Annotated in this window: 7 protein-coding genes and 2 pseudogenes; 7 read left to right on the forward strand and 2 right to left on the reverse strand. The window is 57.4% G+C overall.

The features are described 5' to 3' along the window. Positions 1-119 precede the first annotated feature (119 nt). From nadK to bamE, 3 genes are all read left to right on the forward strand, one after another. The gene (gene nadK / locus QQZ17_RS14200; protein WP_042325929.1) at positions 120-998 is read left to right on the forward strand and encodes an NAD(+) kinase; all 879 of its coding nucleotides are present in this window, start codon (positions 120-122) and stop codon (positions 996-998) included. An 85-nt stretch (positions 999-1,083) separates the two neighbouring features. Next, entirely contained in the window at positions 1,084-2,745 is a 1,662-nt protein-coding gene (recN, locus tag QQZ17_RS14205) for a DNA repair protein RecN (protein WP_152402722.1), read from the forward strand. 149 nt (positions 2,746-2,894) lie between these two features. Continuing rightward, on the forward strand, positions 2,895-3,239 hold the full coding sequence (gene bamE, locus QQZ17_RS14210) for an outer membrane protein assembly factor BamE (protein ID WP_152402720.1): 345 nt from the start codon (positions 2,895-2,897) through the stop codon (positions 3,237-3,239). 54 nt (positions 3,240-3,293) lie between these two features. On the opposite strand, the gene QQZ17_RS14215 is transcribed toward bamE, so the two are convergent. Next, positions 3,294-3,584, reverse strand: a complete 291-nt coding sequence (locus QQZ17_RS14215; protein ID WP_152402718.1) for an RnfH family protein — start codon at positions 3,582-3,584, stop codon at positions 3,294-3,296. Then, entirely contained in the window at positions 3,574-4,011 is a 438-nt protein-coding gene (locus tag QQZ17_RS14220; protein ID WP_199800597.1) for a type II toxin-antitoxin system RatA family toxin, read from the reverse strand. Before QQZ17_RS14220 ends, QQZ17_RS14215 begins: the two co-directional genes overlap by 11 nt. 169 nt (positions 4,012-4,180) lie before the next feature. Between QQZ17_RS14220 and smpB the strand changes: the two genes are divergently transcribed. The 4 genes and pseudogenes from smpB to QQZ17_RS26445 all read left to right on the forward strand — a co-directional run bounded on the left by smpB (position 4,181) and on the right by QQZ17_RS26445 (position 16,024). Beyond that, on the forward strand, positions 4,181-4,663 hold the full coding sequence (smpB, locus tag QQZ17_RS14225; RefSeq protein ID WP_046498167.1) for an SsrA-binding protein SmpB: 483 nt from the start codon (positions 4,181-4,183) through the stop codon (positions 4,661-4,663). Between the two features lie 621 nt (positions 4,664-5,284). Then, positions 5,285-5,747 (forward strand): annotated as a pseudogene (locus QQZ17_RS26435) (BapA/Bap/LapF family prefix-like domain-containing protein); the annotation flags it as partial. A 140-nt stretch (positions 5,748-5,887) separates the two neighbouring features. Beyond that, positions 5,888-10,999: pseudogene (locus QQZ17_RS26440) on the forward strand (Ig-like domain-containing protein); the annotation flags it as partial. After that, positions 10,997-16,024 (forward strand): BapA/Bap/LapF family large adhesin, encoded by a 5,028-nt coding sequence (locus tag QQZ17_RS26445; protein WP_442548510.1) that lies wholly within the window; start codon positions 10,997-10,999, stop codon positions 16,022-16,024. The pseudogene QQZ17_RS26440 and the gene QQZ17_RS26445, both read left to right, overlap by 3 nt. The last annotated feature ends 9 nt before the right edge of the window (positions 16,025-16,033 follow it).

The following is a 16,033-nucleotide window of genomic DNA, read 5'->3' on the forward strand; positions in this document are numbered from 1 at the left end:
TTTCTCCGCGTTTTTTTCGCATTCATCTCGCTAACTTCGCTTATTATGGGGATCAGATTCAGGGTTTCAAGGGAAGCACTCACATTGTCATCAATCTTCATCACAAGGACCTCGAAAAAATGAATAATCATTTCAAGTGTATTGGCATTGTGGGGCATCCTCGTCACCCCACGGCACTCACGACACATGAAATGCTCTACCGCTGGTTATGCACTAAAGGGTATGAGGTCATTGTCGAGCAGCAAATCGCTCACGAGTTGCAGTTGAAGAATGTGAAAATCGGCACCCTGGCGGAGATTGGTCAGCAGGCAGACCTCGCGGTCGTCGTCGGCGGCGACGGCAACATGCTCGGCGCAGCGCGTACCCTGGCACGATACGACATCAAGGTGATCGGCATCAACCGTGGCAATCTTGGCTTTCTGACGGACCTTGATCCCGATAACGCACAGCAACAACTCGCCGACGTGCTGGAAGGCCATTACGTCGCGGAAAAACGTTTTCTGCTGGAAGCGCAGGTCTGTCAGAAGGACTGTCAGAAGCGCATCAGTACCGCCATTAACGAGGTCGTGCTGCACCCCGGCAAGGTTGCACACATGATTGAGTTTGAAGTCTATATTGACGAAAGCTTTGCCTTCTCCCAGCGTTCCGATGGTCTGATTATCTCAACGCCAACCGGTTCCACCGCCTATTCCCTGTCAGCCGGCGGGCCGATTCTGACCCCGTCGCTTGACGCCATTACACTGGTACCGATGTTTCCGCATACCCTTTCGGCGCGTCCGCTGGTCATCAACAGCAGCAGCACCATTCGGCTACGCTTCTCGCATCGCCGTAACGATCTCGAAATCAGTTGCGACAGTCAGATCGCGCTGCCTATCCAGGAAGGTGAAGATGTGCTGATCCGTCGCTGTGATTACCACCTGAATCTGATCCACCCAAAAGATTACAGCTATTTCAATACATTAAGCACCAAACTGGGCTGGTCAAAAAAATTATTTTAATTTAACGCCAACCTCTTTACTGTATAAAAAACCAGTTTATACTGTATGTAATTACAGTTATGGTTTTTCATACAGGAAAACAGCTATGTTAGCACAACTGACCATCAGCAATTTTGCTATCGTTCGTGAACTTGAGATCGATTTTCAGAGTGGAATGACCGTCATCACCGGTGAAACCGGGGCGGGTAAATCCATTGCAATTGATGCGCTCGGCCTGTGCCTCGGCGGTCGTGCTGAAGCCGACATGGTTCGTGCTGGCGCCAGCCGTGCCGACCTGTGCGCCCGTTTTTCGCTGAAAGACACACCTGCTGCCCAGCGCTGGTTGGAAGAAAACCAGCTTGAAGAAGGACGTGAGTGTTTACTTCGCCGCGTGATCAGTAGCGACGGGCGCTCCCGTGGCTTTATCAACGGAACGGCGGTTCCGCTCTCTCAGCTTCGCGAACTGGGGCAACGACTCATTCAAATTCACGGCCAGCACGCGCATCAGTTGCTGACTAAAGCCGAACATCAAAAATCCCTGCTCGATGGCTACGCAAATGAATCCATGCTGGTACAGGATATGGCTGCGCGCTACCAACTCTGGCACCAGAGCTGCCGTGATTTAGCACACCACCAGCAGCAGAGCCAGGAACGCGCCGCCCGTGCGGAACTGCTGCAATATCAGCTTAAAGAGCTGAATGAATTTAACCCGCAGGCGGGTGAGTTTGAGCTGATTGATGAAGAGTACAAACGCCTGGCCAACAGCGGTCAACTTCTCTCCACCAGCCAGAATGCGCTATCGCTGATGGCGGACGGTGAAGACGTTAACCTGCAAAGTCAGCTGTATACTGCGAAGCAACTGGTCAGTGAACTGGTCGGTATGGACGGTAAACTCTCAGGCATTCTCGATATGCTGGAAGAGGCGACCATTCAATTAACGGAAGCCAGCGACGAATTGCGCCACTATTGCGATCGACTGGATTTAGATCCTAATCGGCTGTTCGAACTGGAACAGCGCATCTCGAAGCAAATTTCACTGGCCCGTAAACATCATGTTAGTCCGGAAGCGCTGCCGCAATATTATCAGTCGTTGCTGGAGGAACAGCAGCAACTTGACGATCAGGCCGACTCACTGGAAACCCTGACCCTGTCGGTGAATAAACATCGCCAGCAGGCGCTGGAGGCGGCGAAAGCGCTGCATGAGCAGCGTCAGCATTATGCACAAGAACTGAGCACCCTGATTACCGAGAGTATGCACTCACTCTCTATGCCGCACGGTCGTTTCACCATCGACGTCACGTTTGATGAGCATCATCTGAGCGAGGACGGCGCGGACCGCGTCGAGTTTAAAGTGACCACCAACCCAGGTCAGCCGATGCAGCCGATTGCCAAAGTGGCCTCCGGGGGAGAACTGTCGCGTATTGCCCTCGCGATTCAGGTGATTACCGCACGTAAGATGGAAACCCCGGCGCTAATTTTCGATGAAGTCGATGTTGGCATCAGCGGCCCAACCGCCGCAGTCGTCGGAAAATTGCTGCGTCAGCTCGGAGAATCGACCCAGGTGATGTGCGTTACCCACCTTCCGCAGGTGGCGGGATGCGGTCATCAGCACTTTTTTGTCAGCAAAGAGACGGACGGCGAAATGACCGAAACGCATATGCAACCGTTGGACAAACGCGCACGGTTGCAGGAGTTAGCGCGCCTGCTGGGCGGCAGCGAAGTGACGCGAAACACCCTCGCAAATGCGAAAGAACTGCTGGCGGCGTAAACTTTTTTGCACCTCAACGGTCAGAGTAGACAACAAAAACGCCGTCGGACCCGTAAGCAAAAGGTTTTAAAGTGGTGAAAGGTCTATTATCATCGGCATATTACATATGAGCCACGTACTGCTCGGGCCCGAAAAGGAATCAAATCACTATGCGCTGTAAAACGCTGACTGCTGCCGCAGCAGTATTATTGATGTTGACCGCAGGCTGTTCCACTCTGGAGCGAGTGGTTTACCGCCCTGATATCAACCAGGGGAACTATCTGACTGCGAACGATGTATCCAAAATTCGTGTGGGCATGACGCAACAGCAGGTTGCCTATGCGCTGGGTACGCCGATGATGTCCGATCCGTTTGGCACCAACACCTGGTTCTATGTGTTCCGTCAACAGCCGGGCCATGAAGGCGTCACGCAGCAAACGCTGACGTTGACCTTCAACAGCAGCGGCGTATTGACCAATATCGATAACAAGCCTGCGTTGACCGACAACCGATAAGCTTGTCTTCTGATAACAAAAAAGGTGCTCTGTGAGCACCTTTTTTGTTATCCGCTATTTTTTCGCCGATTTCTCTGCCCGCTGTCTGCGCAACTCTTTCGGATCGGCAATCAGTGGACGATAGATTTCAACCCGGTCGCCATCCTGTAACACATCCGCCAACTTGACCGGACGGCTGTAGATACCGACTTTGCTTTTTGTCAGATCGATGTCCGTACGCAGTTCCAGTAACCCCGACGCGCGGATAGCCTCTTCGACCGTCGCCCCCGGCTGCAACGTCACCCGTTGCAGATACTGTTTCTCAGGCAGCGCGTAGGCCACCTCAACGACAATCTTAGGCGACACGGTAGACCTCTTTGGCACGAACCGTGAAAGCCTGCACCATATTGGATGCCAGCTCTTTGAAGATACGACCAAACGCCAGCTCGATCAGTTTGTTGGTAAACTCAAAATCGAGATGAAACTCAATACGGCAGGCATCTGAACTCAACGGCGTAAATTTCCAGCCGCCAATCAGTTTTTTGAACGGACCGTCGACCAGTTGCATCAGGATACTCTGGTTATTGGTTAACTGATTTCTCGTGGTGAACGTCTTACTGATCCCCGCCTTAGAGACATCCACCGCAGCCGTCATCTGTCCTGGCGTAGACTCGAGAACGCGGCTGCCGGTGCAACCCGGTAAAAACTGAGGATAGGACTGAACATCATTCACTAACTGATACATCTGTTCCGCACTGTAAGGGACTAACGCGGTTCGACTAATCTGCGGCATAGCTATTTCCATCAACAAAAATCGAACAAATAATATCATTTATCGCAAGGTAAAAAAAACGCTATCCCACAACAGGGTACAACCTTGTTCATGCTAAGATATCCCCTTGCCCCCCGAAGGATGAAATGGGGTGTTTTTCGATTCCAGATTACCTATACTGAGCGGCACTATGACGAAGAAAAAAGCACACAAACCTGGCTCAGCCACCATCGCGCTCAACAAGCGTGCGCGACACGAATACTTTATCGAAGAAGAGTTCGAAGCGGGACTCGCCCTGCAAGGGTGGGAAGTGAAATCCCTGCGCGCCGGTAAGGCCAACATCGGCGACAGCTACGTGATCCTGAAAGACGGTGAAGCTTACCTGTTCGGCGCTAACTTTACGCCAATGGCGGTGGCCTCCACGCACGTGGTATGCGATCCCACCCGTACCCGTAAACTGCTGCTGAATCAGCGTGAACTTGACTCACTGTATGGTCGCGTGAACCGTGAAGGCTACACCGTTGTCGCCCTTTCTCTGTACTGGAAAAATGCCTGGTGCAAAGTCAAAATTGGCGTGGCGAAGGGTAAGAAACAGCACGACAAGCGTTCCGATCTGAAGGATCGTGAATGGCAACTGGATAAAGCGCGCATTATGAAACATGCAGGTCGTTAAGCGCATTACTGTGTGACCTGTCTCTCTATTTGGGACGGGTCATTATTATTGACATATTGGACCTCCAAAAATATATTCTCCCGCCTTTATTTCTATTTCTGTTGAAACATCAACACTGCCAAGAATATATCCTCAGCCATTTTCATATTATGGACATAGCCCAATTACCCAATACTTCAAATAATTTTTTTTGACGTTTTAACATTCAGAAATAACAATACAGTTTGTGTAAGAAATCGATTATTAACCCTGCTCACATCAATCAAAGAAAACCTTATAACACAGAAAGATAAGTTACCCCCTCTTGTTATGTCAGGTTGCTACGCTTCGCCAGATGGCGTAAAAAAGCATATATTTCACCCTCGCTAAACAAATCACAAATATGCGTTAAGTTGCAGGATGAGCGCTTTCTGACTATATCATCTAATACGAAAGTACCAGTGAATCACAAAAAACAAAGGGTTATTCAACACAACAGAAACCATCATCTGCGTGACACTCACATTGAAATCACCGGCGACAATTCATCGACCTGATGAACGGGATCGCTCGTCTGCTCATTTTCCTTGCCCGGTGATTTTAAAGAATTAATGCACAGAGCAAGCCATCAGGAGTGAACATATGCGTCTTCTCGCCGTTATATCCAAGTTGACGGGCGTTTCCACCAATGTTGAAGCCTCTGAAGTCACACTTAATGCCCCTTCCATTGTGAAATTATCCGCAGAGCGTAGCGATATCAGCCAACTGACTCGCGTGAATCAGGATCTGGTGATCGTCTTTACTTCTGGTGAAAAACTGACCGTTAAAAATTTCTATGTGGCGAACGACCAGGGAACCAGCCAACTGGTGCTGGAAGACAGTCACGGCGCACTGTGGTGGGTGGAAAATCCGGAAAGCGGCCTGCACTTTGAACAAATTTCAACCATTGACGATCTGCTTGTCACCGCCGGAGAATCTCACGAAGGTGGGGCTATCTGGCCGTGGGTGCTGGGTGGGGCGGTTGCCGCCGGTGGGATCGCGGCAATAGCGTCCTCGGGTGGCGGCGGCAGTAGCCATCATGATAACGACAACGGCAATCCTGATGATGGTTCCGGTAACGGTGGTACACCGGGTGAGGGGGGCGGAAATAACGGAGGCGGAGGCAACGGCGGCGGCGATAACGGTACGAACCCTCCGGGAGGAGAAAACCCCACACCACCGCCTGCCCCCGTGATTACCGGCGCAGTGGATGCCGTTTCCGGCATCACCGGCGCCATTCAGGTGAACCAGACCACCAACGACAGCCAGCCGATGATTTCTGGTACCGGTGACGCGGGCTCCCTCATCACCCTCTATGACAACGGGCAGGTAATGGGAACCGTCGTCGTCGATGGACAGGGTAACTGGCACTATCAACCCGACGCGCCCCTTTCTGACGGTGAACATGTGCTAACCGCGACCGCCACAGACGAAAACGGTAGCACCAGCGCCGTCTCCGGCGATTTCACCTTTACCGTCGATACCATTGCCCCGGATGAGGTTTCCGGACTAACGGTTTCTGAAGATGGACTCTGGGTATCCGGGCTCGCAGAAGCAGGTTGCGTCGTCACGATTTTCGACAATCAACACCATATTCTTGCCTCCATTCAGGTCGATGACACCGGTCGGTTTACCGTTCGCCTCAACTCGGCACAAACCGATTCCGAGCAGCTCTATGCTGATATTTCTGACGCCGCAGGCAACGAAGGCGACGAAGCGTCCTTCTTCGGTTCCGACTCAGGTTTCCCCGATGCCCCCGTCATTATCGGCATCATTGATGATACGCAACCCACCGCCGTGACGTTAGGCAGCGGTCAGTTTACGAAGGATACCACCCCCACCCTCACGGGGACCGCGCTGCCTGGCGCGGAGGTGACCATTTACGAAAACGGTATCGCTATCGGGACGGCGAGCGCCGACGACGGCACGTGGTCGTTCGCGCTGAGCGGTGTGCCTGAAGGATTGCACAACTACACCGCCACACAGACCACAGAGGACGGCGTCAGCGGCAACACGGTGGAATTCTCGGTCACCGTGGATACCACCCCTCCGGCAGTTCCCGACGATCTGCTCGTCTCGCAAAACGGAACCGTGCTTACCGGCAGCGCCGAGGCGGGTAGTAAAGTCACGATTACAGATGCCAGCGGCACCACACTCGGCACCGTGACCGCCGATAGTGAAGGAAAATTCAGCTTCCCGCTCAATCCGGCACGGGTAAACGGTGAGGTTCTGACCGCGACCGCCACGGATAAGGCGGGAAATAACAGTCCGCCCGCCAATGCAACAGCGCCTGATACCACTCCCCCGCAGGCAGCAGGCAATCTGGATGTATCTGAGGATGGGACAACGGTGACCGGTACCGCCGAACCCGGCACGACGGTGACGATTTACGGTAGCGACAACACCCCGCTGGGGTCTGAACTTGTTCTACCCGACGGCTCATTTACCGTCACGCTGGCCCCGCCGCAAACCAATGGCGAAATTTTAACCGCCATCGTCAAGGATCCGGCGAATCTGACCAGTCCACCGGCGACCACCCTCGCCCCGGACACCACCCCGCCGCAGCCCGCCGGAAATCTGGAGGTTTCGGATGATGGCACCACCGTGACGGGGACAGCGGAACCCGGCAGCACGGTGACAATTCGCGATCCGGACGGCACCCCGATTGGCCATGGTCAAACCGACGGCGAAGGGAATTTCACCGTTACGCTGGACACGCCACAAACCAACGGCGAAACGCTTACCGCCACGGTGACCGATCCGGCGAATCAAAACAGCACGCCAGCCAACGTCACCGCACCGGATACCACACCGCCGCAGTCCCCCACGGCGGTCATTTCTCAGGACGGCACCGTCCTGACCGCCACCGCCGAGCCTGGCAGTACGATTACGATTAAAGACAGTAACGGTAATACGCTGGCGCAATCCGGTCCGGTCCCGGAGAGCGGCACGCTGGCGATCGCGCTTGACCCGCCGCAGGCCAACGGTGAAACGCTGAGCGTCACCGCCACGGATGCCGCGAGCAATACCAGCCTGCCGTACGAGGTCGTGGCGCCGGATATCACCGCACCGGATGCCCCGGTCGTCAGTTCGATTGTTGATGATATCGGCGCGCAGAAAGGCAATCTGGGTGACGGGCAACTTACCGATGACAATCAGCTAACCTTCAGCGGAACCGGTGAACCCGGCGCAACCATCACCATTCGGGACGGAAATATCCCGCTGGCGGGAACGGTCACTGTAGACAACAACGGCAACTGGACGCTCACCACTCCGGTGCTGGGCGACGGCGACCATACCTTCACCGTCACGGCGACTGATACCGCAAACCATACCAGCACACCGTCTGCTCCCATCACCATTACGGTCGATACCACACCGCCGGCTATTCCGCTCGTAACCCTGACGGATAACACCGGCAGCAACGTCGGTGAACTGGCGGATAACGACGTAACCGATGCAACACAGCCGGTGTTAAGCGGCAGCGGCACCGCCGGAGATATCATCACGGTGTATGACGGAACGGCGGTCATTGGCACGACAGAGGTCGATGAAAACGGTAGCTGGAGCTTTACCCCGAGCCCCGCGCTGGGCGAAGGCGATCACACGCTGAGCGTCACCGCCAGCGATCCTCTGGGCAACACCAGCGATAAATCCATCCCCATAACCATTACGGTGGACACCACCGCGCCTGATGCCCCCACGCTAACGCTGACGGATGGCGCTGATGCCCCACTGACCAACGGCCAGGCGACCAATGAAACCCAGCCCGTTCTGAGCGGCACAGGAACAGATGGCGATATCATCAGCATTTACGACAATGGCGTTCTGGTCACCACCGTCACGATAACTGACGGCACCTGGCGCTACACGTCGGATGCTCTCGATGAAGGTGACCATGTCTTTAGCCTCACCAGCACCGATCCGGCGGGCAATGTCAGCGAGCCCTCCGCACCAATCGGCATTCTGGTGGATACCACCCCACCCGCCGTGCCCAACCTGACCGTCACCGACAACGTCGGCAGCCAGACCGGCATACTCGATAACGGCCAGTATACCGATGACACGCGACCGCTGCTGAGCGGAAGCGGTACGCCTGGCGACACCATTACCATTACCCTCGACGGTGTTGAACAGTCGCCGTTGGTTATCGACAACTCCGGGAACTGGAGTTTTCAACCGACGGGCCCGTTGTCACAGGGCGATCATAACATCCGGGTGACCGCGACCGATCCTGCCGGTAACAGCAGCACCTCGCCGGAACGCATCGTGCGCGTGGATACTCAGGCTCCAGGCACGCCAACGCTGACCGTCAACGATGACGGCGGACCGTTGAACGATGGTGGACAGACCAACGATGCCACCCCGACGCTGAGTGGGACGGGCGAAACGGGCAGCATCGTCACCATTCTGAATAACGGCGTGCCGATTGGCACCGCCGAGGTCATTGATGGCGTCTGGAGTTTCACTCCGGACAGCGACCTTGTCGAAGGCAACTACAACTTTACCGTGACGGCAAAAGATGCCGCAGGCAACACCAGTCAGCCATCGGATGCGATTGGCATCACCATTGATACCCAGGTGCCCGACGCGCCGTTTATCACCTCGCCAGGCAATCCGGCAGTCACCAATCAGCCCGAGTTGCCCATTAGCGGCACCGGCGAACCCGGCAGCACCATCACCTTGTCGAATGGAGTCACGGTTATCGGCACTGCCGAAGTCGATTCCGACGGAAACTGGACGATCGTCCCGGACTCACCGCTCACCGAAGGCAATTACACGCTGACGGCAACGGCCACCGATCCGGCGGGTAACATCAGCGGACCTTCTGCCTCCATCGCGCTAAACGTCGATCTGACTAAACCGGCAGCGCCGGAGGATGTGACAATCTCTGCCGATGGCGCAACGGTCAGCGGTACGGCGGAAACCGGCAGCACGGTGACTATCCGCGACACCGGCGGCAATGTCATTGGATCCGGCGTGGCGACGGACGGCACCTTCCAGATTCAGGTCACGCCTGCGCAAACGGGTCTCAATTCGCTGACCGCCACGGCGGAGGATGCTGCGGGCAACAACAGCGATCCCACTAATTTTAACGGCTCCGGCACCGGGCTGCCGGTCATCAGCGCCATCGTCGATGATACGGGTAGCGTTCAGGGCGACCTGAAGAGTGGGCAAACCACCGACGACACGCAGCCGGGACTGCGCGGTTTCTCCACGCCGAACTCGACGGTTAACATTCTGGTCGATGGTGGCGTTGTCGCATCGAACGTTCAGGTCGACGGAAACGGCAACTGGAGCTGGACATCCGCCGCCGAGTTAGGCGAAGGCCCGCACACCTTCCAGGTTGTCGATAGCGGGGATAGCAGCAAAGCGTCCGCCGTGGTGAACATCACTGTTGATCTCACCCCACCGACACAACCTGCGATTGGCAGCGTGACGGATGATGTCGCTCCCGGTACGGGAACGCTGACCAGCGGGCAGACGACCAACGATCCCCGCCCCACTCTGAGCGGCAACGGCACCAACGGTGAAACCATCACAATTTACGATGGCAATACGCCCCTTGGCCAGGTGCAGGTGGTTAACGGCGCGTGGAGCTTTACTCCATCCACCAGCCTGGGGGATGGCAGCCACAATCTGACCATCACCGCCACCGATGCGGCAGGAAATACCAGCCTCGCGTCGCAAGCGTTTGTGGTGGTGGTGGACACCACGCCACCGGCGGCACCAACCATTGCCAGCGCGGTGGATGACAGCGAGCCGCAGACGGGCGTCATCAGCAACGGCGGCAGCACCAACGACACCACGCCCGACTTTAGCGGCAGCGCCGAAGAAGGCAGTACGATTACCGTCTATGACAATGGGGTAAAAATCGGCACCGCGCTGGTCACCAACGGTAGCTGGAGCTTCACCGCGCCGACGCTGGCCACCGGCTCGCACGCGATAACCGTCACCGCCACCGATGCGATGGGTAACGTCAGCGCGCCTTCTGCTGCCTGGACGGTGAACGTCGATACTACCGCGCCACGGGTTCCGGTGATTCAAAGCGTCACCGACGACACCAGCCCGGCAACCGGCGTGCTGGCGAACGGACAAAGCACCAATGATACTCAGCCAACCTTCCAGGGAACGGCGGAGCCAGGTTCTACCGTTACGCTGTATGACGGTAGTCTCGCCGTGGGCAGCGTGGTGGTGGGCACCGACGGAAGCTGGTCACTCTCTCCGGATAACCCGTTAGGCAGCGGCCCGCATAATCTGAGCGTCACGGCGACGGATGCAGCAGGTAACGAAGGCCCGTCAGCCGCGTTCTCCCTGACGGTAGATACGCAGTCGCCATCGGCTCCTGTCATCAGCTCCGTTACCGATGACGTCGCCCCCAATAGCGGAACGCTGAGCAATGGGCAAAGCACCAACGACACACGACCAACGCTTGCCGGGACCGCCGAAGCTAACAGTACCGTCAGTATTTTTGACGGCACCACGCTGCTGGGCACCGTACAAGCCGATGGCTCAGGTGCCTGGACCTTTACGCCCGCTACCGCGCTGGGCAACGGTTCGCACACGTTCAATGTGACCGCGACGGACGCCGCGGGCAACGTCAGCCCTGGCACCGCCTTTACCGTGGTGGTTGATACCGTTGCGCCAGTTGCCCCGATCATCGTCAGCGTCACCGATAACGTGACGCCAGGAACCGGCGATCTCACCAGCGGGCAAAGCACAAACGATACCCGCCCGATCGTTGCCGGCACCGGCGAACCTGGCAGCACCATTAATGTCTACGATGGCAACGTTCTGCTGGGTACGACCACCGTGACCGAAGGCGGGAGCTGGAGCTACCGACCGGATGGACTTTCTCAGGGTGCCCACTCGCTGAGAGTCACCGCCACCGATAGCGCGGGCAATACCGGGCCAGCGTCAACAAATTTTGCGTTGACGGTCGATACCGTTTCGCCCGGCGCGCCAGTAATCAGCAATGTGCTGGATGACGTTGGCCCGGTCACCGGCAGTCTGACCAGCGGTCAGACCACTAACGACGCGCGTCCTGGTTTCACCGGCACCGGTGAGCCGGGGGCCACGATCAGCATCGTGGATAACGGAGTTCCCCTCGCCAGCGTGACGGTCGAGGCGAACGGGACCTGGACCTTTACCCCCACCAGCGATCTGGGACAGGGGAATCATTCGCTGACCTTCACCGCGACCGATGCCGCCGGTAACGTCGGCCCATCAGCCAGCTTCGCCATCTCGGTGGATACCGCCGCGCCGCTGGCACCGGTGATCGCGTCAGTGGTCGATGACAGCGCGCCGCAGACCGGCAATCTCTCGCCCAATCAGAGCACCAACGACACCCGCCCCACGCTTAACGGCACGGCGGAACCGGGCACCACGCTGACCTTTACCGATAACGGCACGGTCATTGGTAGCCTTGTTGTCGGCACGAACGGCAACTGGACCTTCACGCCAACAACCGCCTTAACCAACGGCGCGCATACCCTTGCGGTGACCGCGACCGACGCGGCGGGCAACGTCAGCCCGGCCGCCAGCTTTGGCGTCACGGTGGATACGCTGGCACCAAACGCGCCGGTGATCGCCACCATTCTTGATGATGTCAGCAACATCACGGGTCCCGTCGGCAGCGGACAAAGCACGAATGACACCCTGCCGGAACTGCGAGGGACCAGTGAACCGGGGGCATTCATCAATATCTATGACGGTGCGACGTTACTCACGCCAACGCCCATTCAGGCGGATGCCAGCGGCGCGTGGAGCTTTACCCCCACTACCGCACTGGCGGAGGGTTCACATACCTTTACCGCCAAAGCCACCGACGCGGCGGGCAACGTCAGCGCCTCGTCGGCGGCATCGACCATCGTGGTGGATACCACCCCGCCCGGCACGCCGACCAACCTGGCGGTGGTCACCAACGGCAGCCACGTCACCGGGACGGCAGAGGCTGGCAGCACCGTCACCATCACCAGCAGCAACGGCACGGTACTGGGAACCGGCGTCGCGGACGGGACCACCGGCAGCTTTAACATTCTGATTAATCCGGCGCAGGTCGGTGGAGAAACGTTGCAGGTGGTCGCCCAGGATAAAGCGGGTAACACCGGAACGTCCGGCAGCGTCATTGCACCGTTCAGTGGTCTGCCTGGCGCACCCGTTATCGCCTCGCTGACGGACGATGTAGGGTCGATAACCGGACTGGTGGCCAATGGTCAGGCCACCAATGACGCCAGGCCGCTGTTAAACGGGACGGGCCAACCGTTCTCCACCATCACGGTGTACAGAGACGGTGTCTCCATTGGTAGCGCCAGCGTGGATGCGCAGGGCAACTGGTCGCTGACCCCGCAGGCCAATATCGCCGACGGGACGCACGTCCTCACCGCTACGGCCACCAATACCAACGGCACCAGTACGCTGTCATCAGGCTATACCGTCACGGTGGATACGGTCACGGCTACGCCAACCGGCACCATCAGCAGCGACGGCGCCAGCATCAGCGGCACTGCCGAAGCGGGCAGTACGGTGTCCATCACCCTCAGCACGGGCTTAACGGTCACCACCACCGCCAACAGCAGCGGGAATTACACCTATACCTTTGATCGCAAACAGACCAGCGGCGAGAACATCAGCGTCAGCGCCACGGACGCCGTCGGCAACGCCTCGACCCCGACGCAGGTCACCGCCCCAACCCTGCCCATCTCGGCCAGCGATAACGTGGAGAATCTGGAGCTCACCTCAAATGCGACCGTAACCAGCGAGCAGCTCAGCGACTATGGCCTGCTGCTGGTTGGCGCGCTGGGCAATGTGGCGAACGTGTTGGGTAACGATACGGCAGCCGTTGAATTCACTATTCAGGACGGCGGCAGCGCAAATCTGGTGATCGATGCCAGCACCACCGGGGTCGTGCTCTCGTTGCTGAATACTCAGGAAGTGGCGATCCAGAAATTTGACGCCGCGACCAACTCATGGACCACCGTCATCGACACCGCGCAGTCGCAGTTTGCCAATCTGCTGACGCTCGGCAGCAGCGGCGTCACGGTGAACGTGTCCGGACTGGAGGGCGGCACTTATCGGGTTCTGACTTACAATACGGCGCTGCTGGCGACCGGCTCTTATACCGCACTGAACGTCAGCGTCGAAGAGACCAGCGCCGGCACCATCACCACGTCCACGCCGCAAACCGGCAACGTGCTGAATAACGACAGCGCCCCACTGGATACCGTCGTCACCACCGTCACCAACGCCAATGGACAAAGCTTTACGCTGGGGGCTGGCAGTAACGTCATCCAGGGCGTCTATGGCACGCTGACGATCAATCAGGACGGTACCTACAGTTACGCGCTGAACCCGAACAGTCCTGCCTCGGTCATTGGCCGAACGGAGAGCTTCACCTACACCATCAACGGCGGCGGCAACAGCGCGTCGGCGAAGCTGGTGATTACTCTGGGCAATGACACGCCGGCTAGCAGCGTGACCGCCGTGGATAACGTCGCCACTCTGCCCTACGACACCCATGTGGAGGCCATCAACAACGGGACGTCCTCGCAGGGCGGCTTTACGGTGGTGAACGTCAGTCTGGGCAACGTGCTGGATCTGGGCGTGCTGGACAAACTGAGTAACCCGATTATTTTCGACGTCGAGCAGGGTTCAACGCGCACCATGACGCTGCAATCCTCCATTGGCGGCGTGGCGGTGGCATCTAGCTTCGACCTGTACATTTATCGCTTCAACGACGTCACCCAGCAGTTTGAGCAGTGGCGAGTGGAGAAAAACTGGTTAAACGCGCCGCTGCTGGGCGGTCAGTCCGATAAGCTGACGCTGAACCTGCCGGGCGGTGAATACCTGTTCCTGCTGAATCCGGCGTTTGGCATTACGGCGCTCACCGGCTACACCCTTAACGTGCTTGAGGACCATGTTTACAGCGTTGACAGCCTGACCACTTCCACCCAGGGCAATGTGCTGAACGACGACATCGCGCCCGTCGGTACGCTGGTGACACAGGTGAACGGTGTGGCGATTGCCGCAACCGGCACCACGACCATTGTGGGTACTTACGGCACGTTGACCATTGATGCCAAAGGTAACTACACCTACACCCTGAAAAGCGGCGTGGGCGCGGACGGCACCAAAACGCCGGACAGCTTCATCTACACGGTGAAAGCACCCAACGGGGATACCGATACCGCATCGCTCAATATCCAGCCGACCGCCCGTGGGCTGGATGCCGTGAACGATGTCAGCGATACCCTGCTGGCCACGGCGGCTCAGGACACCACAGGCTATCTGGATTCCACCGTCGGTAGCGCCAGTTGGGGGTTACTTGGCAGAACCGGTAGCGGCAGCGGCACCTTTGACGTCGCGGCGGGCACCATTCTGAAAGGTGCGGCCATCGTCTTTGATGTCTCAACGCTGGTCACGCTGGGCAACCTGACCATCAACTGGTCGATAGTGGAAAACGGCGTGATCATTCGCTCCGGCACGGTGCCGGTCGCCAACATCACGCTGGGCGGTGCCTCCGTGACCGTCAATTTGAGCGGGCTGGAACTGGATGGCGGCACCTACACCCTGAATTTCACCGGCAATAACACGCTGGCAGGCGCGGCAACCATTACGCCGAAAATCACCGGCACGACGGTCGATCTGGATAACTTCGAAACCTCCGGCACGCATACCGTCACCGGCAATATTTTTGACGGCAGCGACTCCGCCGGTGCGATGGACCAGTTGAACACCGTCGATACGCGCCTGACTATCACCGGCTTTAACGGCAGTACCGCCACGCTGGATCCTTACTCCAGCGCCACCACCACCATTCAGGGCCACTACGGTTCACTGCAAATTCGCGCCGACGGTTCGTATACCTACACGCTCAACAACGGCGTGGCCCTCTCTTCGATCACGGCGAAGGAGACCTTTAGCTACACGCTGAATGACACCCACGGTCATACCGACAGCGCCACGCTGACGGTGGATATCGCCCCGCAGGTTACCAGTACCTCACAAAGCGATGTACTGGTGGGCTCGGTGTATGGCGACACGCTGATCTACAACCTGCTCAACGCCAGTGATGCCACGGGCGGTAACGGTACGGATACCTGGAAAAACTTCTCGCTGGCGCAGGGCGACAAGATTGATATCGGCGATTTGCTGGTGGGCTGGAACGGACAAACCGCGACGCTTGGCAACTATCTCAGCGTCAGCACCAGCGGCAGCAACACCATCATCTCTATTGACCGTGACGGGACAGGCAGTACTTATCACTCCACACAACTGGTGACCCTGGAGAATGTACAAACCACGCTGACGGAGCTTATCGAACAAAACCACATTGTGACCTGATAAAGGTCT

This window comes from Citrobacter sp. T1.2D-1 (assembly GCF_950098555.1).
Classification (GTDB): domain Bacteria; phylum Pseudomonadota; class Gammaproteobacteria; order Enterobacterales; family Enterobacteriaceae; genus Citrobacter_A; species Citrobacter_A telavivensis.